Below are 21,522 nucleotides of genomic sequence, written 5' to 3' on the forward strand. Positions count from 1 at the left end.
CGGGTCCGGGCCGCGCACGCACTACAGACGGCCGGTGACGATCAAGGGAAGCGGTGGCGGCGCGAAGTCCGCGCTGTAGGCGCCGACCACGGTGACGCGGCCGGCGTCGACACCGACCCGCCACCCCGTGCTGAGCGCCCCGACCCCGGTCGGGAGGTCGAGGGACCGGACCTGACCGCCGACGACCCGTATTCCGTAAAGCCGTTCGTCGACCATGTACCCCTCGATGCCCACCGCGACGATGCCGCCTGGCGCGAGTGCGACGCCGTACAGCTCGCCGGTCTCGGCGGGGACGGGCACCTCCGTCCACCGGCGGCCGTCCCAGTGCATCGCGAGCGGTCGAGCCGGGGCGCCCTCGCCGGCTTTCCACTGCCCGACCGCCCACACGTCGTGCGCGCTGCGCGCCGCCACGGAGTCGAAGGCGCCGAGGGCGCCGGAAAAGGCCGGAGCGGGGACCACCGACCAGGCTCGGCCGTCGAAGCGCAGCATGATCGGCCGGCCGTCGACGTCGGACCTGCCGACCGCGAAGACGTCGTCGCCGGTGGGCGTTGCGCTGATCGAGTCGAGCGCCCAGCTGTCGGACACATGGGGGAGCGGCACTTGCTGCCAGGCCCGCCCGTCCCAGTGGACGACGAATCCGGTCTGCCGGAGCGTCGGCCACGGCTCGCCTCCGTCCGGATCCGGAATCGTGACGAACGAGGCGGCCCACCCGACGGCCCACACGTCCGAAGGGCCGCGCGAGGCCAGGCCCAGCAGGCCGCCGTACTCGGATCCGGCCGGCAGCGGCGCTTCCCGGACCTGCCACGAACGTCCGTCCCAGTGCTGGGTGGTGACGAACGGGGAGTGGTTCGGGGAGTCGCCGACCAGCCAGACGTCGCGGGGCGAGGTCGCGGAGATGGCGTTGACCCGGCCGGTCACTCCGGGCGCGGTCGGCATCTGCGTCCATCCCGGGCCGCGGCGCAGGTCCTGCACGTAGAGGACGGGCGTGGACCACGGCGGTTCGTCGAGGACGCGGAACCCCGATACCCACGTGGTGGCGTGGTCCAGTTGGGCCATGCCGGTCAGGCTGCCCGGATCGGCGGGCAGGTCCGCGACCACCCACCGTGCGGGGGCCGCGGCCGCCGCGGTTCCGGTCGTCGCCGTCCCGGCCACCAGCGCCCCGGCGCCGGCGAGCGCGGCGGCCATGAAGCGGAGCCGCCTCCGGAAGCCGCGAATCCTTGGCCGCGACGACGAACTTCTCTTGCTTTTCAGGACTTTGCCCTCGGACATGCCCCGCTCCTCCCCCGTTCGGGACGGGTGTCGCCCCGAGACTGAGGGGGGTCTACCGTGGGCCGCTTTCGGTTACACCTCTCCCAATGAACAAGTTGGTTCAGGCTTCCGCAGGTCAGATCGACAGGCCGTGCCGGTCGGCGATCTCGGCGAGAGTGGCGCGCAGCGTCTCCTTGGCTTTGCCGGAAAGCCCGTCCAGGAGTTCGGCGTCGACGGCGTGGGCGTCGGCCGTGCACTGGGCGAGCAGCGTATGGCCGGCTTCGGTGAGGGACAGGACCTGGCGGCGGCGGTCGACCGGGTCGCGTTCGCGGCGCACCGCGCCCAGTTGCTCCAGCCGGTCGGCGAGTCCGACGACCAGGCTCGGAGCCACCCGCAGCACCCCGGCGAGGTCTTGCTGCGACTCGGCGCCTCCGGCGGCGAGCGCGGCAAGCAGGGCCACGTGCTTGGGCTTGACGCCGTGCGCCGCGATGCGCGCGGTGAACCTGTCGGCGGCCAGCGCGCCGAGTCTCCCGAGCCGGAAGGCGGCTGTGTCCGCGAGCGGCGCCCCCTTGACGTCCTTCATGGCGGAAACCATAACATGACAAGAATCATTCAGAGTGAGAATGATTCTGAGGTTGTAGCTATGGCTATGCGGAGGGATCCATATGAAGATGCCCGTCCTCGTCGTCGTCTTCCTGGCGGAACTCGCGGTCCTGGGTGCCGTCGGCCGGTGGGGGTTCACCGCGCGGCCGGAGCCGGCGTGGAAGCTGGTGCTGGGAATCGGCGGCCCAGCGGTGATGATCGCGCTGTGGGCGCTGTTCGGTGCGCCGACGGCTGCCTACAAGGTGCACGGGGTGGCACGCGTCGCCTTCGAACTCGCCTGGTTCGGAACGGGCGTCACCGCCGTGGCGGTGACCGGCTACCTCACCGCGGCAGTCGCATTCGGCGCAACCATCATCCTGGCCAAAGCCCTGGCCGCCCTTTGGCACCTGTAGTACCGAGAACGGGAGTACACCGAGTACGACTTGCTTGAGCTTGCAAGCCCTCGCCGCCTACCTACGTCGCGACGGCCGAGGCGGACAGCAGGGTTGCGGCGGCGAGGCTTCCCCAGAGCGTGGCCGAACCGTGCGCGGCAAGCGTGGTGATGACTGCCGGAGAGACTGCGAGACCGAAGCCTGTGGAGACCTGGAAGCGGGCGAGGCTGCGTCCCAGGACGCGGGCCGGCACGAGGGCGGTGACGAGTGCGGTGGCGCTGCCGGCGTAGATGATCTCGCCGATCGTGCAGGCCACGGACACCAGCGCGACGGCCGGAGGGCCCCAGCCCTGCCCGAGCGAAGCGGCCGCGAGGAACCCGAGGTAGGAGGCGGCCAGCACCACACCGGCAAGAGCCAGCACGCGCTGCCGGGGGTAGCGGGAGAGCAGAACTGTGACCGGGACCTGCAGGGTGACCACCAGGACCGTGTTCGCCACGAAGATGGCTGCCGACCACATGGGGGACGCGTGCAGCTGCGTCACCAAAATCAGCGGCAGCGCGATCTCGGGGACGTTGAGGCAGAAGACGTAGATGACGTTGGCGGCCAGCAGCCCGCGCATCCGAGGTGCCGGCGCGTCGGCCGCCGCCCCCTTTTCCGCAGCGGCGGCCGGATCCGTGCGCAACTGAACGGACCACGCCAAAGCCGCCGCGATCAGGTACGCGACCCCGGTAGCCGCCGCCAGCACCTGCAACGCCGCGGCGCCGCCCGCCAGGCACGCAGTGGCGAGCAGCGCGCCCACCCCCAACCCCGCGTTGCGCAGTGCGCGTCCCGCCGCCAGCGCGGCGTCGCGTTCGCGCCCCTCGGAGACGGTGGCCACCAGCGCTGCATGGGCGGCCGGCCACGCCTGGTTCCCGATGCCCAGGAACAGCGCGGCTCCCGCGAACGGCCAGACCTGCCCCGCCGGGGTGGCCAGCAGCAGCACCACACCCGCCACCCGTACCAGCATGGCTGCCGCCACCACCGTGCTGCGCGCGCCCCGGTCCAGCCATCGGCCGACCCCGGGCATGCACACCAGCCCAGCGACGATCCCGGCGGTCATGGCGATGCCGGTGGCCGACGGGGACAGCTTCAGCACCATCACCCCGTAGAGCAGCAGAAACGGCCGGAGCAGCCCTGTGCCGAGCGCGTCCACGGCCAACGCGACGGCATAGCGGGGACCGCCCGAAGCACGGACGAGGACACGCGCTCGGATCTTGGTAGTGGTCGGCATGGCGTCCACGGTGCGTTCGGCCGCCGCGGCCATCACGCGGGTTGACGGAATCCGTCAACCGACACATTCGTTCTCCATCCGACCAGCGATGATCAGAAGATGACGTTGAGGATCGACATCGGCGGCCTGCCCACCGGGCGCCTGCGGTTCGCGGCCTCGCCGCTGGCCGAACTGACCGCGATGCTGCACGTCCTGGCCGAACCCGCGCACCACCCGCAGTTCGCGGGCTGGGCCGCCGACGTCTGGGCCGGGCTCCGACCGGAACTGGCCGAACGGCTCCGCGAGGCCGAGTTCCTCTGGCGTTCCTCACGCGCGGACTTCCTTGTCCCGGCCCGCCCCCGGCCGACCCTCGCCGAGGAGCTCGACGACGTGGACCGCCTCGACGACGAGTCCTATGTGACCGCAGCCCTCGTCACCACATGCGGCAGCAACCGCGTCCACTTCGCCCAGCCGTCCCCGCTCGCCGACGCAACGTCCCGCGACCGCGCCCTCGACCTCGCCCAAGCCCGCGGCGCACTCCAAGAAGCCTTCGCCGTGCGGCTGCTCGCCGACCCCGCAGCCGTACGCGCGCGCGTGCGCGACACCCTCGAAAAGTGCGCCGAAGCCTTCTTCGACGCCGCCTGGACAGGCATCACCACGCAACTCGCCGGCGACCTGCGTCTGAAGAACGACCTCTTGAACCGCCACGGCATCGCCGCGGCCCTCGCATCCGTCTCCGACGCCGTGACCCTGGCACCGGACGGCAACCGCATCATCATCGACAAGCTGCAGGACAACGCGACCGCTGCCCACGACGCTGGAGTCACCTTCCTTCCCAGTGTCTTCGGCCGCCCCCACCTGGTAGTCGTCCACGCCCCCGGCTGGCAGCCCGTCGTGCAATACCCGGTAGCCGAAGCAAGCCGGTCCGAGCCGGTATCTCTGGCAACAGTCACCCAACGCCTCGAGGCCCTCGCCCACCCGACACGCCTGCGCCTCCTCCGCACCCTGTCCCGAGGCCCCCACACCACCGGCGAACTGGCCCACGCCTGGGGACTCACACCCCCCGAGGTCTCCCGCCACCTGGCCGTCCTACGCCGCGCAGGCCTCCTCACCCCGCAACGCCAGGGCCGCTACGTCCGCTACACCGTCGACCTCCCCGCCTTGACCGCCCTGGGCCCCGACCTCCTGACAGCCCTCCTGCGCTGACCGACCCGTGCACCAGCCCGACGTCGGCGATACGACCGCGTCGCGCTCGGGTTTGCCCCCGCGCCCCGGGGCCACGCGTCTGCGACACTCGGCGCATGCCGACCGACGCAGACTCCAGGAGCGCCCGGGCATCAGGCCGGACGCCCACCGAAACCGCGCCCCCGCCCCGCGAGCGGAAGCCGCCACGCGTGATGCGGCGGCTGGCCGGTGTCGGGATCTTCCTTCTGGTCCTCGGCCTCCTGTTCCTGCTGCCGTGGTGGACGCTGTTCGGCTCCGGCACCGACTGGCCGGTTCCCGTCTTCGTGACGGGCACCGTCGTCTTCGTCGGCGCCCTGGTCGCTTTCCCGTTCCTGATGTTCACGGGCCATGCCCGGCGGTCGGACCGCGCGGCCCGCATTGCCGACGCCATGCTCGGGGTGGTCTGGGTCCTGTTCACCTGGTCGGTGCTCGGCGGCCTCGCGCACCTCCTGCTCATCGGTCTCGGTGTCGGCGGCGCCGAGCGCGCCCGGGTGGTCGCGTGCACGGTCGCCGCGATCTCCGCCGCGCTGCTGGCATGGGGCCACTACGAAGCGATGCGCGTTCCGCGTGTGCGGCAGTTGGACGTTCCGCTTGCCCGGCTGGGCGCGGGCCTGGACGGGACCCGGGTCGTGGTCCTGGCCGACACCCACTACGGGCCGATCGACCGGGCCGCGTGGTCGGCGCGCGTGACGGAGGCGGTCAACCTGCTGGACGCGGACGTCGTGGTCCACGCCGGCGACATCGCCGACGGCACGCCCGCCCAGCGCCGCGAGCAGTCCGCACCGCTCGGCGCGGTCCAGGCCCGGCTGGCACGGGTGTACGTCACCGGCAACCACGAGTACCTCGGCGGAGCCCAGGGCTGGCTGGACCGCATGACCGACCTCGGCTGGGAGGCGCTGCACAACCGCCACATCGTGGTCGAACGCGGCGGCGACCGCCTCGTCCTCGCCGGGGTCGACGACGTCACCGCCCACCACTCCGGACTGGCCGGACACCACGCCGATCTGGACGGTGCCCTGGCGGGCGCGGATCCGGGCCTGCCCGTCCTGCTGGTCGCCCACCAGCCCAAGTACGTTCCCCAGGCCGCCGCCGCGGGCATCGACCTGCAGATCTCCGGGCACACCCACGGCGGCCAGATCTGGCCGTTCGGCCTGCTGGTCCGCCTCGACCAGCCGGTGGTGCAAGGCCTGAGCCGGCACGGCGAGCGGACCCTGCTCTACACGAGCCGCGGCACCGGGTTCTGGGGACCGCCGTTCCGCGTCCTGGCACCGAGCGAGATCACCCTCCTCACCCTCCGCGCAGTGACCTGAGGCTTCCGGGAGACTGTGCGCATGGAATCGAAACGCCCCCGCGGACGGGACGAGGTCGTCGCGGCGGTGCTCGGCGCGGCGGAGACCCTGTTCGCCGAGCGCGGCCCCAGCTCCGTGACGCTGCGCGACGTCGCCGCGGCGGCGGATGTCAACCTGGGGCTGCTGCACCGCCACATCGGCTCCAAGGAAGAGCTGCTGCGCGCCGTCCTGGAGCGGATGACCAACGAAGGCGGCGGCCGCCTTGCCGAGCGTCCCGACCTGCGCAGTTCGGTCGATGCCCTCATGCAGCCCGTCCCGGGGATCTTCAACCACGTCCACCTGATCTCCTGGCTGCTCCTGGAGGGCGGCGACACGGGCCACGGCGACCCCGGCTTCCCCGGCGTCGAGGCGCTGGTCGCCAAGGTGGCCGGTCCCGGCGACGACGGCGGCGCCCGGACCACCGTTCTGGCGATGCTCTCGATGATCTACGGCTGGCAGATGTTCGCGCCGTTCCTCAAGGAGGCCGCCGGCGTCGCCGACCTCCCCGAAGCCGACCTGGTCGCCCGCCTCACCGAGTTGGCCGTCTCCCTCGCCGACCGGTAGCCCGGCCCGCGTCGCGCCCGGTGGATATGCGCGTGCCGCCGGGCCTGGGTACGGCGGATACTCGGACCCCGTCCGCAGGCGATCAGGAGGTGTGCCCCGGTGTCCGTGCACGAGTCGGGCGAGGTACGGCGTACCCCGCTGTCGGCGCTTTTCGACCCCGCCGAGTTGGCCGCCGAGGTCGCCGCCGGGCGGGTGCTGCGCAAGCGGGAGCCGTGGCTGCGGGACCGGCCGTCGTCGATCTACGACTACCGGGCCAAGTGCCTGGCCGAGGACCACTGGACTCCGGTCACCACGCGCACGCGCGGGCTCGTCGTCGACGACACCACCGGCGACGTCATCGCCTCCGGGTTCCCGAAGTTCTTCGGGTACCACCGGCACGGGGCCGGCTCGCCGTTCGCGCCCCCGCTGCCCCGGGACGAGCCGTTCGAGGTGTACGACAAGCTCGACGGCCACCTGGTCAACGTGTACTACGACGTGTTCGGATGGCGCGTCACCGGCCGGAGCTGGTTCAAGGGCGAACAGGTCGACAGCGCGCGGGCGTTGCTGTACCGGGGCGACACCTCGGCGCTGCGCCCGGGCACGACGTACCTGGCCGAAATGATCGGCGGAGAGCACCGGATCGTGGTCGACCACGGACCGCGCCCCGACTTGGTCCTGCTCGGTGCGTACGGCCCGGACCTCGTCGAAGTGCCGTTCGCCGAATGCGCGGCCGACTGGCGTGCGATGGGCGGCTCGGTCGTGCCGATGCGGCCGGCCGAGCAGGCGCCGTCGCTCGACGAATTGATCCGGCTCGCCCGGAACAACCTCGACCTGGACGGCAACCCGGTCTCCGGAACCGAACGCGAGGGCTGGGTGGTGCGGTTCGCGTCCGGCCTGCGGGTGAAGGTCAAGCTCGCCGACCATCTGCGGATCGCCGCGCTGGTGCGGCGCGCCGACGACTTCGGGGTCTGGCAGGTGCTCGCCGCGGGGCGCGACCCGGCGCTGGAGTTCGAGCGGCTGCCCGAGCCCCACCGCTCGCGCGTCCTCGGCATCGTGGGGGCGGCCCGGCGCAGGCACGCCTGGTGGGTGGCCCGGGCGCGGGAGGTGTACGCGGAGGTGCTGGCGGTGGCCGGACCGTCCCCGGACCGCGCGGAGTTCGCGCGGTGTGCCGCCGCGCACCCGGAGTTCGACCGGTTCAAGGCCATGCTCTTCCTGCAGTTCGACGGCCGGTCCACCGAGGCCTGGGCATGGCGGGAGGCGTGCCCTAGGTCGCGCCTGCGGCGTCCGCCGCGGCCGGCGCGGGGACGGCGGTGGTACGCGGCACCGCGGTGAAGTGCGAGGCGCGCAGGCGCCGGGTCAGCAGGCGGTAGCGCGTGGCCCGGTGCGGCCACTGCGTGGTGATCTTCCCGCCGGGGTCCTGGTAGTACGAGTCGCAGCCGCCGTCCCAGATGGTCCCCGTCATGGCCGCCTGGATCTCGCGGTTGAACCGGTCCTGGGCGTCCTGCCGGACCTCCAGCGAGCCCGCGCCGGTACGCAGCAGGCGGCGGATGGCGCTCATGACGAACCTCGCCTGGGACTCCAGTACGAAGATGATGGAGTTGCCGGGCTGGTTGGTGTTCGGCCCGTACAGCAGGAACAGGTTGGGGAACCCGGACACCGCGACTCCGCGGTAGGCCTCGGCACCGTCGGCCCAGGTCTCGCGCAGCGACCGGCCGCCCGCTCCGAATATGTCGACGGCGCAGAGGTAGTCCGTGGCCTTGAAGCCGGTGGCCAGCACGAGTACGTCGAGCGGGTGCTCGGTGCCGTCCGCGGTGACCACGCCGGCGGGCGTGATCCGGTCGATCCCGTCGGTCACGACGTCGACGTGCGGCCGCGAGATCGCCGGGTACCAGGCCGAGGACTGGATCAGGCGCTTGCAGCCGATCGGGTAGTCCGGGGTCAGCTTCGCTCGCAACTCCGGGTCTGGCACCCCGCGTTCGAGGTTGGCCTCGGCGAAGCGGCGGCGGGTCGCGGCCTGCTTGTCGGTCATCCGGAAGGACGTCAGGCGCTCGTACCGCCAGAAGATCCGCTGGCGTTCCAGCCAGGCTCCGAGGGGCCGGGCGAAGCGGCGGATCTCGTCCTCGGTGTACGGGCGGTCGGCGCTCGGCATGACCCACTGCGCCGAGCGCTGGAACAGGCTCAGCCGGCCGACGTCCCCCGCTATCTCGGGGACGAACTGCAGCGCGCTGGCGCCGTTGCCGATCACGCCGACGCGCTTGCCGGCCAGGTCGACGTCGTGGCGCCAGCGGGAGGAGTGGAACACCGGGCCGGCGAACTCGTCGAGGCCCTTGATCTCCGGAAAATGCGGGACGTTGAGCATGCCGAGTCCGCTGACCAGCACGTCCGCCTCGACGAGTTCGCCGTCCTCGGTGCGCAGCCGCCACACCTGGCCGGCGTCGTCCCAGCGGGCCTCGGCGAGGGGGGTGCGCAGGCGCAGGTGGGGCCGCAGCCCGCAGCGGTCCGCGACGTCCTCGAGGTAGGCGAGGATCTCCGGCTGCCGTGCGTACAACCGGCTCCAGTCCCGCTTGGGTGCGAACGAGAACGAGTACAGATGCGACCGGATGTCGCACTGCGCGCCCGGGTAGGTGTTCTCGCGCCAAGTCCCGCCGACGCCGTCGTTCTTGTCGAAGATCGTGAACGACGTGATCCCGGCCCGCAGGAGAGCCGCGCCCATCGCCATGCCCCCCGCTCCGGCTCCCATGATCGCGACGCGCAGGCCGCCCGGGCGTCGGGACGAGGCGGCGCGGGCGAGGCCGCGACCGATGCGGAGGGGCATGGCGACTCCCGGGGCCAAGGGGTGTAGACGGCGTCTACGGTAGAGCGGCACCCTACGCTGGTCAACGGCCCGGCATCGTCATGGTCGACCGCCCACCTCAGGAATCGGAAGGTGCCTCTGTGTCGGACGCCCGAGCCCGCCGTTCTTCCGGCGACCGACTGCTGGACATCCTCGGCGTGTTCACGCCCGGCCGGTCCGCTCTCACGCTGACCGAGATCGCCGGGCACACCGGTCTGCCGCTCACCACCGCGCACCGCCTCGTGGCCACCCTCGCCCGGTGGGGCGCGCTGGAACGCGGCGACGACGGGGTCTACCACGTCGGCCTGCGCTTGTGGGAAGTCGCCTCGCTCGCGCCGCGCGGCGTCGGGCTGAGGGAAGCCGCGATGCCGTTCCTGGAGGATCTCTACGAGGCCACCCATGAGAACGTGCAGCTCGCCGTCCGCGACGGCATGGACGCGGTCTACGTCGAGCGCATCTTCGGCCGTTCCGCGGTCGGTGTGCACACCCGGGTCGGCGCCCGCTGGCCCCTGCACGCCACCGGCGTCGGCCTCGTCCTCCTCGCCTACGGGCCCGCCGAGTTGCAGGAGGCCTACTGCGCCCGCCCGCTCGAACGGTTCACCCGCTTCACCGTCACCGACCCCGGCGAACTACGCCGCGTGCTCGCCCAAGTGCGCCTGGAGAACTGCGCGGTGAGCTCCCGGCAGATCACCGAGGACGCCGTATCGGTGGCGGCACCCGTCCGCGACACGAAGGGCGCCGTCACGGCGGCCGTCTCCCTTGTGGTGCCGGCCGCCGGCACCGACCCCCGGAGACTGATCGCCGCCGTCCGCTTCGCGGGGCTCGGCATCGGCCGGGCGCTCGGCGGTGACGCGGGCGGCGGACCGGACGACGCGTGAACGCTCCGCTTCCGCATAGTGGAAGTCCGCTGTCCCGGGGGCGGCTCATCTCGCGACAGTGGCCTCGGGACGGGGCACGCCGGCCCCGGGGACACCGAGAACGGACTGACGCCGATGACCGAGTTCGCACGCAATCAGTGGTACGTCGCGGCCTTTGCCGACGAAGTCGGCCGGGACCTGCTCGCCCGCACCCTCCTCGGCGAACCGGTCGTGCTCTACCGCACGGAGGCCGACGGCCGCGTGGTCGCGCTCGCCGACCGCTGCGTGCACCGCCGCTTCCCGCTCTCCGCGAGCAGCCTCGACGGCGACCGTGTGGTCTGCGGCTACCACGGCTTCACGTACGACACGACCGGGACCTGCGTGGCGGTGCCCGGCCAGGCACGGGTGCCGCGGACGGCGAGGGTCGCCGCGTACCCGGCCGTCGAGCAGGACACGCTCGTGTGGGTGTGGATCGGCGACCCCGAGCGCGCCGACCCGCTCGCCATCCCCCGCGCCCCGCACCTCGCCGACCCGGGCATGACCACGGTCCGCGGCATGGAGCCGATCGACTGCGACTACGGGCTGCTGGTCGACAACCTCATGGACCTCTCCCACGAGACCTACCTGCACGGCGGGTACATCGGCACTCCGGAGGTCGCCGAGACACCCATCACCACCGAGGTCGACGAAGCCGCTGCGGTCGTACGCGTATCGAGGCACATGCCCGACGCCGAGTGCCCGCCCTTCTACGCCCGCTCCACCGGCATCGCAGGGCGCATCACCAGGCGCCAGGACATCGAGTACCACGCCCCCTGCCTGTACCTGCTGCACAGCGCCATCACCCCGGTGCACCAGGAACAGCCGGTCTTCCGCACCGAGATCACCTACGCCATCACTCCCGCGGCGCCCGGGAAGGTGTACGACTTCTGGGCGGTGTCCCGGGACTTCGCCGTCGACGACGCGGAAGTCACCGACTTTCTCCGGGACTTCAACCACCAGGTCGTCATGCAGGACGTCGACGCCCTCAACCTGCTGCAGCGCGCCCTCGACGACGAACCACCCGGCTACCAGGAACTCAGCATCAACATCGACGCCGGCGGACTCGCCGCCCGCCGCGTCCTCGCCGCGCTCGCCGCGGAGCCGCACCGCGCACCCGATCCCGCGGACGCGGCACCCGCCGCACACGACGGCGCTTCCCCGGCTCAAGGCGTCCACGCCACCGGGAATGCCGGATGAGCACGTCCGAGCCCCTCGACCTGGTCGTCGCCGATCGCCGACGCGAAGCGGACACCGTCGTGTCGCTGACCTTGCGTCGCCCGGCGGGCGGCGAGCTCCCTGCGTGGACGCCCGGCGCCCACATCGACCTGCTGCTCGGCCCCGGGCTGGTCCGCCAGTACTCGCTGTGCGGCGACCCCGACGACCGCACTGCATGGCGCATCGCGGTGACGCGCACCCACGACAGCCGCGGCGGTTCGGCGTTCATCCACACCAGTGCACACATCGGTCAGCGGCTCCGTGCCGCCGGGCCGCGCAACCACTTCGCCCTGGAACCCGCACCCGCCTACCGGTTCATCGCCGGGGGGCATCGGGATCACACCGCTCCTGCCCATGATCGCCCACGCCCAGCGCGCCGGGACACCTTGGAGTCTGTGGTACCGAGGCCGTTCACTCAGCTCGATGGCCTTCGCACAGCGACTCCGCGACGACGACCACGTCACCCTCTCCGCGCGCGACCTGCCTGACGCTCCCGGACTCGACGCCTACCTTGCCGCTATGACCGGCAACGAACTGGCCTACTGCTGCGGCCCCGCCCCCATGCTCGAAGCCGTCGCCGCCCGGATCCCCGAAACCCGGCTGCGCACCGAACGGTTCACCGCCGTGAAGCCGGTCGGCACCGACACGTCCTTCGAAGTCGAGTTGGTCCGCTCCGGCCGGACCCTGACCGTGCCCGAAAACCGCAGCATCCTCGACGTCGCATTGGAGGCCGGCGTCCACGTCCTCTATTCCTGCACCGAAGGCACCTGCGGCACCTGCGAAACCGACATCCACCAAGGCGAAGCCGACCACCGCGACAGCGTCCTGACACCCGCGGAACAACGAGCCAACACGACCATGATGATCTGCGTCTCCCGGAGCTCGGGCGGCCACTTGGCCCTGGACCTCTGACGAGTGGGCTGCCGGTCTGCAGCGGGGGTGGCCCGGAGCTGCAGACCGGCAGCGACTGCCCGATGTGATGGGCGATCAGCCGTCCAATGCCGGGTCCGCTACAGCGGGCTCACGCCGGCGGACACCTCTCCCTGGACCAGGGCCACCAAGTCGTTCCACAGGCCCAGGGCAAGCAGGAGTCCGATGAGGACCAGCATGCCGCCGCCGATGCGCGTGATCACTCGATAGTGCCGCTTGAACCAGCCGAAGGCGCCCATGGCCTTGCGGAAGGCGACCGCGGCGAGGATGAACGGCAGTCCCAGGCCCACGCAGTAGGCCGCGGCGAGGACGACGGCCCGGTCCACGGATCCCTCGGCGAGGCCGAGCCCTTGGATCGCGCCCAGCGTCGGTCCCATGCACGGTGTCCAGCCGAATCCGAACATCACGCCGAGGACCGGGGCGCCTGCCAGGCCGATGCGCGGGGCCCGGTGGAAGCGCAGTTCGCGATTGAGCTTCCGGTCGAGTGCCGCGGGCACGAGGCCGGCGAAGAAGAGCCCCATGATGACGGTCAGCACCCCGAGGATGCGCTGCAGCACTTCGCGGTGCGTGAGGAGGAAGACGCCGGTGCCCCCGGCGACGACTCCCATGAGGATGAAGACGAGGCTGAACCCGCAGACGAACAGGCACGCGCCGAGCACCATGCGGCCGCGTTTGGCGCGTGCCGCGTCTTCGAGCCGCGTCGCCCCCAGATCGATGCCGGTCAGCCCCGCCACATAGGACAAGTAGCCGGGGACCAGCGGCAGTACGCACGGGGACAGGAAGGAGATCAGGCCTGCGGCCACGGCGATCGGGACGGCGAGCAGCAGTGAGCCCGTTTCGACCGTGGTGGCGGCGCCGGCGAGATGGATCATCGAACTCTCGGTCCTTCGTTGTCTCGGTCAGTTCCCGGGGGTCTCGGCGAGGACCGCGTCCAGGCCGTCGGCGAGGGTTGCGTAGTCGATGGGCTTGGACGCCTTCCACGCGACTTTGCCGGTGCGGTCCACGATCACCGTGGCGGGGACCGCCTGCAGCGGCACGATGCCGACGAGCTTGGCCACGAGGCTCCCCGAGCCGTCGTCGACGAGGTTGGGGTACGTGACCCGGCTCGACGCGATGAAGGACTTCGCCTGAGCGGCGTCGTCGCGCGTGTCGATGCCGACGAACGACACCCCCTTGTCCTGATACGCCTCGTGGCCGCGCTGGAGGTCCGGGATCTCGCGCCGGCACGGCGCACACCACGACCCCCAGACGTTCACGACGACGATGCGGCCCTGCAGAGACGCCAAATCGAGCGTGGAGCCGTCGAGCGTCGGTCCGGACAAATGCGGGAAGGCTGCGCGCCGGTCAGGTGGAACGACGGTTGCCTGCAAGGAGGTTGAGCTGCCCCCCAGGGAGCAGCCGCTTGCCAGCAAGGCCGCGGCCACCAGCGGCGCGGACACCGCCCGTCGGAACTTCGGCATGTCGATCATGCGGCCCACTTCTTCAGGAAGGCCAGGAAGGAAGCCACGTCCAGGCCCGGGTTGCCGGTCTTGTTCGTGGCGACACGCGTACTGCCGTCCGGGTTGAGGATGACGATGAGGGGCAGGCCGTAGCTGCCCGAGCTGCTGGGTGCGTACTGCGGCAGGAGATCGCCGTGGCTGTCGGTGTCGATCTGGACGAAGTGGTACGAGGCAGCCAACTCGGCTTGGACCGAGGGGTCGCGGAGGGTCTTGTTCAACGTGGTGCAGTAGCCGCACCAGGTGGCGCCGAACTCGAGGAGCACCTTGCGGTTGTCGGCCTTGGCCGCGGCGCGGGCGGCGGCGATCTGGGCCTTGGCGTCCGCCTTGGGGTCGAAGCCGATCGGGGGCAGGGGAGCGCCCGGCTGCTGCGGACGGCCGGTGCTCGGACGTGCGGGCGCCGAAGTCGCGGCGGGCTTCTTGGAACTGCCGGTCGTGGCCGAGGGCTTGCGCGTCGCGGTCGGACCCTTGCTCGGCGGGGCCGAGGACGGCGCGCCCGTCGCGGACGGCAGGTCCGAGGGCGAGGGTGCCACGGAGGCGAGGGTCGGGGGAGCGGTGTTCGGCACACCGGCCGACGCGGCCGGCGCCAATACCGGCGCCAATACCGGCGCCGAGGTCGGCGCCGAGGCCGACTGCGGTGCGTCGGAGGCGCCGCAGCCGGAGAGCGCGGCAACAAGCGTGCTGATCGCGAGGGCCGCTAGTGCTTTCCGCAAGGTGTGACTCCTGTCCTGACGTGGAGACCGGGTGTCTCTGGCAAGGGGAGATGAGCCACGGCAGCCGACATCACAGTTTTTTCGGATCGGCAAAAAACTGTGACCCCGGCAGCGGCCCTGCAACTCCCAGGTGAACGGAACCCCCATCTAGGAGCGACCTGATGCGCAGAGCGTTTTCAGCGGTGGCCGCCGGCGTACTCGCCGTCATCGTCACCAGCTGCGCCCCGGCGGAGACACCGCAACCCACCGTGCAGCCGACTGCGGCAGCCGGCGGGGCGACACCTGCCGCGGCCGGCACGTCCGCCGCCCCGGCTGCGACCACGGCCGGCTCGGACGCATCCGGCGCAGGAAAGGCCGGGACACTGCCCCTGGCCCAGTTCTCCGATCAGGGCGTGACCGTCACCATCGGCCTCAAGGACCGCGCCGCGACGCGCGCCACTCTCGTCGCCACGCTGACGCCGGAACGGGCCGGGTTCCACCTGTACAGCATCGACCTGCCGGCCGGCGGCATCGAGGGCATCGGCCGACCGGTCTCCCTGACGGTTCGCGGCGTGCTGGCCGCGGCGGGCCCCCTGACCGCGGAATCGGCAGCGATCACCCTGGAACTGGAGGGAACCGGCCTGACGCTGCCCGTGTATCCGGACGGTCCCGTGACGGTCGACCTCCCGGTCACCGTCGCCGGGCCCGGTGAGGCGACACTGTTGATCGGCTACGCCGCGTGCAGCAAGTCGGTGTGCCTGCCGCCGGTGAGCCAACGTCCCGTGTCACTGAAAATCTCGTAGCGGCCGGACGGGCGGACTCGCCCTCGGATGAAGAGTGCAGACTTGATCGCGAAGCCGAACCTTGGTCATTCACGGGACATGCAGCAGCGGTGGGGGGTTTGATGAAGACGGTGCGGACGCCTCCGACCGGTACAGGAGACCTGTGGCCCGGAGCCGGGCTCGGCGGCATGTTCGGGTCGGGTGCGGTGGAACAACTCACCGACGAACGCCTGATAGCGGCGGCCCGCGATGGCGACCGGGAGGCGCTCGACCGGCTCGTCGGCGACTACCTCCCGCTGGTCTACAACATCGTGGGCCGGGCGCTGCGCGGCGGCAGCGACGTCGACGACGTGGTGCAGGAGACCATGCTCGGCGTCGTCCGCGGCCTGCCGGGCCTGCGCGACCCGGGCTCGTTCCGCAGCTGGCTGGTGGCGGTGGCCATGAACCAGGTGCGGCACCACGGCCGGCAGCGCAACGTGAGCCCGGTCCCCCTGGAGACGGCCCTCGACGTCGCCGACCCCGGGGCCGACTTCGCCGATCTGACGATCCTGGAACTCGGCCTGTCCGGACAGCGCCGCGAGGTGGCCAGGGCCACGGCCTGGCTCGGCGACGACGACCGGCACCTGCTGTCGCTGTGGTGGTTGGTCGCGGCCGGGCAGCTGACCCGGACCGAACTGGCCGATGCGCTGGAAACCGATGCGCACGTGGTGACGGTCCGCGTGGCCCGGATGAAGGCGCAACTGGAACTGTCGCGGGCCATCGTCCGTGCCCTGGATGCGGTGCCGCGCTGCCCCGAACTCGCCGATGCGGCCCTCCGCTGGCACGGGCGTCCGGATCCGCTGTGGCGGAAGCGCTTCGCCCGGCACATGCGCGACTGCGCGCGCTGCGAAGTCGTCGACGAGAGCGCGATTCCGGCCGAACGGCTGCTGGCCTACCTGTCGTTGGTCCCGATTCCGGTCGGGCTCGGCACCGCTGTGGCGGCACTGCTCGACGGCTACGGCGGGAGCGCGGTGGGCCATTCGGCCGCGTACGCGACGGGCGTGGCGGCGAAGAGCGGCGTGCCCGCCGCGGCCACCGCAAAGCACAGCGTCCTGCTCAAGGCGGCAGGAATGCTCGCCGCGGTGGTCGCGGTCGGCGGCGCGATCATCGCCGTCGTCGAGAACCGGACACCGGCGCGGCCACCCGCCCGGGTCGTCGGGCCCGTCGGCCCGCCCGGCGAAGGGGTGGCGACCGGCGGCCCGACGACTGCCCTGCCCACCGCTCTGGTCGCGGACCCGCCCGTCATTCCGGTGGCGAACCCGGCTACTGTCCCGGTCGCGAGCCCGACTGCCGTGCCGGCCACCGTCCCGGCCACGGGTGGTCGTCCCACACCCGCGCCCACCACCTCCCGTGCAGTCCCCGCCCCGTCCGACGTCGGTGACCAGGTGCTCGCGTCCATCAACCGCCTTCGGGCCGGCCGGGGTCTGGCGCCGCTGACGCGCGTTGCCGCTTTGGACGGCACGGCGCTGGCCCACGTCCGCCTGGTGGCCGCCGGCTGCGGCAAGCAATCGCAGTGCGGCAACGAGCCGAACCTCGCTGCCCGGGTGACCGCGGCCGGCGTGAAGTGGGCGCGCGTCGGCGAGTGCAACTTCTCCGACGGCCCGGCCACCGGCTCCCGGACGACCGCGAGTCTGGCCCTCGGCATGGTCCGCGCCGAAGCCGACATGACGCCGAACCCGGCCCGGGCGGGCTTTCTCGACGCGGGCTTCACCCGCATCGGGATCGCCGTACTGGTGGACAAGAGCGGAATGGTGTGGATGACCCACGACTTCGCGGAGTGACTCTGCGGCGGACGCCGAAGATCCGTTCCGGTGATCCACATTTCCCGCCGCGGACGCCGGCCATCCGAATTCCGCCCACGGCACGAGTCACCGGAGGAGTCCCGATGGATCCGTCCGCACGGGAATCGTCTGCGAGCTGCGCACGTACTACCGCGAGCCGCGCCACCTGACCCGCGAGGCGATGCTGCGCTGGGAAGCAGAGTGGCAGACCTTCGGGCACCCTTCCGTCCGCGTGTTCCGGCTCGCCCCCGGCGCGGACGACGACTGCGCGGCCCACGCCGGAGAGTTGACGACCGGCCCCATGGGTGCGGCCAAGGGCGGTGGCGTCTAAGCGTTTTCGCTGACGACCCCGTACGCGGGCGAGGGCCACGACCTGCACGTCCACTACCGCTGGGCAGCGCGCTCGGTCCCGGATGCGCACGTCCTCCTCGACGGCACCCGGCTTCGCGACGCGGCGCGCCGGGTCATCCCGTTGGCCGACGGTCAGACCTGAAGCCGCGGATCAGTCCTTGCGACCCGGGGTCAGGTGGCGCGGATGGCGACGATGCAGGTGTCGTCGTCGGTGTCGGCGTTGCTGTGGGTGAGGAGGTGGGCCAGGCGGTCGTCGAGGGTGGGGGCGGGGTGGCGGGCGTTGGCGAGGAGGCGGGCCTGGGTTTCGTGGAGGGGGCGGCCGCGGCGTTCGATGAGGCCGTCGGTGTACATCAGGAGAATGTCGTCGGGTTCGAGGTGGACGTGGTGCTCGGCGTACGTGGCGTCGGAGAGGGCGCCAAGAAGGATGCCGTCCGGCATCGGCAGTGCGCCGGCCTCGCCGCCTCGGACGAGGATGGGCGGGAGGTGGCCGGCTCGGGCCCAGCGGAAGTCGCGGGTCTCCGGGTCGTAGAGGCCGCAGACGACGGTGGCGGTGACCTGGCCGGGGAGGGCGTGGACGACCGCGTTGAGCCAGCCGATGAGCCGGCCGGGGCCTGCGCCGGTGAAGGCCAGGCCGCGTAGCGCGTTGCGGAGGACGACCATGCTGGTGGCGGCGCCGATGCCGTGGCCGGCGACGTCGCCGACGCAGACGAGGATCTGCTTGCCGGGCAGGACGACGGCGTCGTACCAGTCGCCGCCGACCGCGGCGTCGGATGCGGCGGGCCGGTAGCGGACCGCGACCTCCAGACCGGGGGTGTCCAGGGGAGTGGTCTCGGGCGGCATGATGGCGTGCTGCAACTGCCAGGTCAGGCGGTTGCGTTCGGCCGCCTGCTGCTCGGTGAGGTGGAGGCGGTCGCGGGTGGCGGCGAGCGCGACTTCGGTCCAGTGCTGCGTGGAGATGTCCTGCTGGACGCCGCGCACGGCGAGCAGTCTGCCGTCGGGGCCCAGCATCGGTTCGGCGACGACGCGCAGTTGGCGGGCGGTGCCGGCGGCGTCGGAGCCGCGCAGTCGGAAAGCGGTGGCGGCGGGTCGGTGGTAGTGCAGTACCGCGCGGGTGAAGCGTCCGATGGCGACGGCGTCGTCGGGGTGGGCGTGGGCGGCCAGGTCTGCCAAGGCGATGGGCGCTGCGGTGTCGGGGAGGCCGTGCAGTTGGAACATCTGCGCGTTCCAGGTCGTCTCGCCTGTGCGCGCGTCTTCCTCGAAGATGCCGATGCGGCCGAGGTGTTCGGCGTGCCGGAGCAGTTCGGTGCGGTGCTCGGCCAGGTCTGCCGGACGCCAAGTGACGAGGAGTGCGTCTCCCCATCTGGTGATCCCGAAGTCGGCGGGCTGGACGGACGCTTCGGGTGAGGGAGGCTGGGTGCGGACGTACGGTTCTCCGGTGGCGTGGACGCGGGCGGCGTGACCGGCCAGTCCTCCGGGCTCGGCTGCCGAGGGGAAGGCCTCGAGCAGGAGGCTGCCGGTGATGCGCGGCCGCCCGAGCTCTGCGGACTCGGTGAAGGGCACGTTGGCGTGCGTGATCCGGAAGTCGAGGAGGGATCCGTCCGCGGCCCGGTTCGGTTCGAGGACCAGCGCGGGGTCGTGCAGGCCGTCCGCGAACCGCATGAGCTGTGCGGCACCCGGGGTGTGCGCCGCATGGGCGTCGGCGTCGGTACGGTCTTCGGGGTCGGTGCGCAGTGCGTGTGCGGCCAGCTCGGCAAGGGCCCTGAACTGCCCTTGTGAGCGCGGTGGTTGCTCTAGGAGCGCGTGCGGCCAGCAGATTTCGAGGACGCCGTGGGTGCGGCCGCCCAACGCGGCCGGTAGTGCGGCCCGCGCGCCGGGATACCCGGAGACCCCGGGCGAGGCGAGGCTGTGGTCGGAGATGGAGGGGATCCACACGGCAGCGGCGGCTTCGAGGGCGCGCCGGGCCGCCGTGGCGACGCCGGGTGGGACGTGGTGCCAGCGTGCGGCTTCGTAGGGGGCCAGGCCGGCGTGGCCGCGGAGGGAGAGGGAACCGTCGTCGGTCAGGGCCCACAGCAGTACGGCTGTGGCGCCGAGCGGAGCCAACGCGTGGTCGAGGAACGAGCGTGCGGCGGCGTGCGCGTCGGCACCGTGGACAGTGGTCTCTGCGCGGCGCAGGCGCACGGCCTCCGAGGGATGCTCGGTGTGGTGCGGGTCGGCCTTCGCCGGATGCTCGTCGGGGTAGGGGTCGGCTTCCCCGTCCGGCACGCGGTTCGTGTCGCCCTCGGCTTCGTCCTCCTCGTCGTCCGCGCGGTGCGGTCCGTCTATGTCCCCGGTGGCGACGTGGGCGATGAGGTCGCGGGCGCCTTGGCCGATGATGTCGGCGGCGAGTTCGTGCACGGGAACGCCCGCGCGGGCGGCGAGTTCGGTCAGTTGGGCGCGCGCCTGCGCGGGGGCGCAGCGCAGGCGTTCGGTGAGGACGCCGGTGGCGATGTCGAGCAGTGCACGGTCGGCGGCGGCCGCCTGGACGTCGTCGAGCCGGCGCCGGAGCCGGTCGACGGTGGCGGCCAGGCTCGGCGTACCGGTACCGGTACCGGCGTCCCGGACGGCCTGTCTCGGGGTGCCGGCGTCCGGGGCGGCCTGTCTCGGGGTGCCGGTGTCCGGGGCGGCTTCGCCCGGCAGGTCGGCAGAAGGGCTGGGGCTGGTCACGGTGCTGCCGGCTCCTGGGGTTCGGGCGCGTCGGGGGGTGGGGCCGGTTCGCGGTCGGCGGTCAGGTGGCCAGCCACTGGCGGATGCAGGCGATGAGGTCGTCGGCGTCGACCGGTTTGGTGACGTGTGCGCTGGCACCGGAGGCGAGGCTCTTCTCGCGGTCGCCGGGCATGGCTTTGGCGGTGACGGCGATGACGGGAAGGTCGCGGTAGGCGGGGTTGCTGCGGATCTCCTCGGTGGCAGCGTAGCCGTCCATCTCGGGCATCATCACGTCCATGAGGACGAGGTCGATGCGCGGGTCGCGGGCGAGGGCCTCGATGCCCTCGCGGCCGTTTGCGGCGTGCAGGACCGTGATGCCGTGCAGTTCGAGGATGCCGCTGAGGGCGTAGAGGTTGCGGGCGTCGTCGTCGACCACGAGGACGGTGCGGCCGGCCAGATCGTCGTCGAGCGGCGGCGCGGTGTCGGGCTGCGGGGGCCGGGTCAGGGGCAGGACGTCGCCGGGCTGGTCGGCGGTCAGGTGCAGGGTGATGCGCTCGCGGAGTTCGTCGAGGCCGGCCAGGATCTCGATGGGCCGGTGGTCGGCGCGTCGGCGCAGCTGTTCGTCCGCGAGGTCGGGGAGCCGGCGGCCGCGGTGGGCGAGGACGGGGATGCGGGCGCAGGCAGGGTCGGCGGCGAGCGCGTCCAGGAAGCGGACGGCCGTGTGGTCGGGCAGGTCCAGGTCGAGCACGATGCAGTGGACCGGGTCGGCGGCCAGTGCGGCGAGCGCGCCGGGCATGTCGACGGCGGTGGCGACTGCGGCGTCGAGCGGTTCCTGCGGGTGCTGCCGGGCGGAGCCGGCCGCGAGGTCGGCGGTGGCGGTCTCGGCGACCAGGGTCAGCAGTCCTCGGGGGTTGTTCTCCAGCACGAGGAGGCGCCGGGTCCGCGGGTCAGGGCGTTGTTCCGTGTGCTCCGCGGCGGAGGCGGCGCCGCTGTCGGCGGTATCGGCGGTGTGGTCGGAGGTGCCGCCGGGTGTGGCGGGCAGGTAGAGCGTGAAGGTGCTGCCGCCGCCCAGGGTGCTGTCCGCGATGACGGCGCCGCCCAGCAGGTGGGTGATCTCGCGGCTGATGGACAGGCCTAGGTCCTGTCTTCAAATCGCTGACGCGGGATCATGTGGTTTGTGATCCGGCGTTATGAACTGAGCGACGAAGAGTGGGCGTTGATGGAGCCGTGGTTGCCGCGGCCGCCGAAGGGGCGGCCGC

19 protein-coding genes and 2 pseudogenes are annotated in these 21,522 nt (G+C 72.1%); 12 read left to right on the forward strand and 9 right to left on the reverse strand.

Annotated features, from left to right (window positions below; all coding sequences use genetic code 11):
• Positions 1 to 21 precede the first annotated feature (21 nt).
• On the reverse strand, positions 22 to 1,185 hold the full coding sequence (locus LZ495_RS35455; RefSeq protein ID WP_235057260.1) for a hypothetical protein: 1,164 nt from the start codon (positions 1,183 to 1,185) through the stop codon (positions 22 to 24).
• A 199-nt stretch (positions 1,186 to 1,384) separates the two neighbouring features.
• Positions 1,385 to 1,831 carry a MarR family winged helix-turn-helix transcriptional regulator gene (locus tag LZ495_RS35460; protein ID WP_235057261.1) on the reverse strand — a complete coding sequence of 149 codons (447 nt, stop codon included), beginning with the start codon at positions 1,829 to 1,831 and terminating at the stop codon, positions 1,385 to 1,387.
• Between the two features lie 82 nt (positions 1,832 to 1,913).
• Between LZ495_RS35460 and LZ495_RS35465 the strand changes: the two genes are divergently transcribed.
• Positions 1,914 to 2,243 (forward strand): YrdB family protein, encoded by a 330-nt coding sequence (locus LZ495_RS35465; protein WP_235057262.1) that lies wholly within the window; start codon positions 1,914 to 1,916, stop codon positions 2,241 to 2,243.
• Between the two features lie 61 nt (positions 2,244 to 2,304).
• Here LZ495_RS35465 and LZ495_RS35470 read toward each other — a convergent pair whose 3' ends face one another.
• Positions 2,305 to 3,492 carry an MFS transporter gene (locus tag LZ495_RS35470; RefSeq protein ID WP_235057263.1) on the reverse strand — a complete coding sequence of 396 codons (1,188 nt, stop codon included), beginning with the start codon at positions 3,490 to 3,492 and terminating at the stop codon, positions 2,305 to 2,307.
• Positions 3,493 to 3,591: 99 nt separating this feature from the next.
• Between LZ495_RS35470 and LZ495_RS35475 the strand changes: the two genes are divergently transcribed.
• The 4 genes from LZ495_RS35475 to LZ495_RS35490 all read left to right on the forward strand — a co-directional run bounded on the left by LZ495_RS35475 (position 3,592) and on the right by LZ495_RS35490 (position 7,898).
• Positions 3,592 to 4,677, forward strand: coding sequence for a DUF5937 family protein (locus tag LZ495_RS35475; protein WP_235057264.1), 1,086 nt, complete (start codon positions 3,592 to 3,594; stop codon positions 4,675 to 4,677).
• 95 nt (positions 4,678 to 4,772) lie between these two features.
• Positions 4,773 to 6,005: a metallophosphoesterase gene (locus LZ495_RS35480; RefSeq protein WP_372498693.1), complete on the forward strand. Its 1,233-nt coding sequence runs from the start codon at positions 4,773 to 4,775 to the stop codon at positions 6,003 to 6,005.
• Positions 6,006 to 6,026: 21 nt separating this feature from the next.
• Positions 6,027 to 6,587 (forward strand): TetR/AcrR family transcriptional regulator, encoded by a 561-nt coding sequence (locus tag LZ495_RS35485; protein WP_235057265.1) that lies wholly within the window; start codon positions 6,027 to 6,029, stop codon positions 6,585 to 6,587.
• 99 nt (positions 6,588 to 6,686) lie between these two features.
• Positions 6,687 to 7,898, forward strand: a complete 1,212-nt coding sequence (locus tag LZ495_RS35490; RefSeq protein WP_235057266.1) for a T4 RnlA family RNA ligase — start codon at positions 6,687 to 6,689, stop codon at positions 7,896 to 7,898.
• Here the strand turns inward: LZ495_RS35490 and LZ495_RS35495 are convergent.
• Entirely contained in the window at positions 7,831 to 9,381 is a 1,551-nt protein-coding gene (locus tag LZ495_RS35495) for a flavin-containing monooxygenase (RefSeq protein WP_235057267.1), read from the reverse strand. The genes LZ495_RS35490 and LZ495_RS35495 overlap by 68 nt on opposite strands.
• Positions 9,382 to 9,461: 80 nt before the next feature.
• Here LZ495_RS35495 and LZ495_RS35500 point away from each other — a divergent pair, with 80 nt between their 5' ends.
• The 3 genes and pseudogenes from LZ495_RS35500 (at position 9,462) to LZ495_RS35510 (ending at position 12,422) form a co-directional block, all read left to right on the forward strand.
• Positions 9,462 to 10,277: an IclR family transcriptional regulator gene (locus tag LZ495_RS35500; RefSeq protein ID WP_372498694.1), complete on the forward strand. Its 816-nt coding sequence runs from the start codon at positions 9,462 to 9,464 to the stop codon at positions 10,275 to 10,277.
• A 114-nt stretch (positions 10,278 to 10,391) separates the two neighbouring features.
• Positions 10,392 to 11,492 (forward strand): Rieske 2Fe-2S domain-containing protein, encoded by a 1,101-nt coding sequence (locus LZ495_RS35505; RefSeq protein ID WP_372498695.1) that lies wholly within the window; start codon positions 10,392 to 10,394, stop codon positions 11,490 to 11,492.
• Positions 11,489 to 12,422, forward strand: a pseudogene (locus tag LZ495_RS35510) (PDR/VanB family oxidoreductase). Before LZ495_RS35505 ends, LZ495_RS35510 begins: the two are co-directional and overlap by 4 nt.
• A 98-nt stretch (positions 12,423 to 12,520) precedes the next feature.
• Here the strand turns inward: LZ495_RS35510 and LZ495_RS35515 are convergent.
• The 3 genes from LZ495_RS35515 to LZ495_RS45110 form a co-directional block, all read right to left on the reverse strand.
• On the reverse strand, positions 12,521 to 13,312 hold the full coding sequence (locus LZ495_RS35515) for a cytochrome c biogenesis CcdA family protein (RefSeq protein ID WP_235057269.1): 792 nt from the start codon (positions 13,310 to 13,312) through the stop codon (positions 12,521 to 12,523).
• Between the two features lie 27 nt (positions 13,313 to 13,339).
• Complete coding sequence (locus LZ495_RS35520) at positions 13,340 to 13,762, reverse strand: TlpA family protein disulfide reductase (protein ID WP_235057270.1); 423 nt, start codon at positions 13,760 to 13,762, stop codon at positions 13,340 to 13,342.
• Positions 13,763 to 13,905: 143 nt separating this feature from the next.
• Positions 13,906 to 14,469: a thioredoxin family protein gene (locus tag LZ495_RS45110; RefSeq protein WP_235057271.1), complete on the reverse strand. Its 564-nt coding sequence runs from the start codon at positions 14,467 to 14,469 to the stop codon at positions 13,906 to 13,908.
• Positions 14,470 to 14,491: 22 nt separating this feature from the next.
• Here LZ495_RS45110 and LZ495_RS45115 point away from each other — a divergent pair, with 22 nt between their 5' ends.
• The 4 genes from LZ495_RS45115 (at position 14,492) to LZ495_RS35545 (ending at position 17,561) form a co-directional block, all read left to right on the forward strand.
• On the forward strand, positions 14,492 to 14,656 hold the full coding sequence (locus tag LZ495_RS45115) for a hypothetical protein (protein WP_235057272.1): 165 nt from the start codon (positions 14,492 to 14,494) through the stop codon (positions 14,654 to 14,656).
• Between the two features lie 385 nt (positions 14,657 to 15,041).
• Positions 15,042 to 15,431, forward strand: a complete 390-nt coding sequence (locus LZ495_RS35535) for a protein-disulfide reductase DsbD N-terminal domain-containing protein (RefSeq protein WP_235057273.1) — start codon at positions 15,042 to 15,044, stop codon at positions 15,429 to 15,431.
• Between the two features lie 101 nt (positions 15,432 to 15,532).
• Positions 15,533 to 17,230: a sigma-70 family RNA polymerase sigma factor gene (locus LZ495_RS35540; RefSeq protein ID WP_235057274.1), complete on the forward strand. Its 1,698-nt coding sequence runs from the start codon at positions 15,533 to 15,535 to the stop codon at positions 17,228 to 17,230.
• Positions 17,231 to 17,411: 181 nt separating this feature from the next.
• Positions 17,412 to 17,561: a hypothetical protein gene (locus LZ495_RS35545; RefSeq protein WP_235057275.1), complete on the forward strand. Its 150-nt coding sequence runs from the start codon at positions 17,412 to 17,414 to the stop codon at positions 17,559 to 17,561.
• A gap of 191 nt (positions 17,562 to 17,752) precedes the next feature.
• Here the strand turns inward: LZ495_RS35545 and LZ495_RS35550 are convergent, their stop codons facing one another.
• Both LZ495_RS35550 and LZ495_RS35555 read right to left on the reverse strand, forming a co-directional pair.
• Complete coding sequence (locus LZ495_RS35550) at positions 17,753 to 20,284, reverse strand: SpoIIE family protein phosphatase (RefSeq protein WP_235057276.1); 2,532 nt, start codon at positions 20,282 to 20,284, stop codon at positions 17,753 to 17,755.
• A 61-nt stretch (positions 20,285 to 20,345) separates the two neighbouring features.
• A pseudogene (locus LZ495_RS35555) lies at positions 20,346 to 21,401 on the reverse strand (response regulator); the annotation flags it as partial.
• Between the last annotated feature and the right edge of the window lie 121 nt (positions 21,402 to 21,522).

It is taken from the genome of Yinghuangia soli, assembly GCF_021502675.1.
Taxonomy (GTDB): domain Bacteria; phylum Actinomycetota; class Actinomycetes; order Streptomycetales; family Streptomycetaceae; genus Yinghuangia; species Yinghuangia soli.

Bases quoted from the DNA above. Each gene is read 5' to 3' on its own strand.
- LZ495_RS35515 (WP_235057269.1), bottom strand. From the start codon at position 13,312: ATGATCCATCTCGCCGGCGCCGCCACCACGGTCGAAACGGGCTCACTG.
- LZ495_RS35460 (WP_235057261.1), bottom strand. From the start codon at position 1,831: ATGAAGGACGTCAAGGGGGCGCCGCTCGCGGACACAGCCGCCTTCCGG.
- LZ495_RS35500 (WP_372498694.1), top strand. From the start codon at position 9,462: ATGGTCGACCGCCCACCTCAGGAATCGGAAGGTGCCTCTGTGTCGGAC.
- LZ495_RS35480 (WP_372498693.1), top strand. From the start codon at position 4,773: ATGCCGACCGACGCAGACTCCAGGAGCGCCCGGGCATCAGGCCGGACG.
- LZ495_RS35495 (WP_235057267.1), bottom strand. From the start codon at position 9,381: ATGCCCCTCCGCATCGGTCGCGGCCTCGCCCGCGCCGCCTCGTCCCGA.
- LZ495_RS35470 (WP_235057263.1), bottom strand. From the start codon at position 3,492: ATGCCGACCACTACCAAGATCCGAGCGCGTGTCCTCGTCCGTGCTTCG.
- LZ495_RS35545 (WP_235057275.1), top strand. From the start codon at position 17,412: ATGCTGCGCTGGGAAGCAGAGTGGCAGACCTTCGGGCACCCTTCCGTC.
- LZ495_RS35455 (WP_235057260.1), bottom strand. From the start codon at position 1,185: ATGGCCGCCGCGCTCGCCGGCGCCGGGGCGCTGGTGGCCGGGACGGCG.
- LZ495_RS35475 (WP_235057264.1), top strand. From the start codon at position 3,592: ATGACGTTGAGGATCGACATCGGCGGCCTGCCCACCGGGCGCCTGCGG.
- LZ495_RS35540 (WP_235057274.1), top strand. From the start codon at position 15,533: ATGAAGACGGTGCGGACGCCTCCGACCGGTACAGGAGACCTGTGGCCC.
- LZ495_RS35485 (WP_235057265.1), top strand. From the start codon at position 6,027: ATGGAATCGAAACGCCCCCGCGGACGGGACGAGGTCGTCGCGGCGGTG.
- LZ495_RS35505 (WP_372498695.1), top strand. From the start codon at position 10,392: ATGACCGAGTTCGCACGCAATCAGTGGTACGTCGCGGCCTTTGCCGAC.
- LZ495_RS35465 (WP_235057262.1), top strand. From the start codon at position 1,914: ATGAAGATGCCCGTCCTCGTCGTCGTCTTCCTGGCGGAACTCGCGGTC.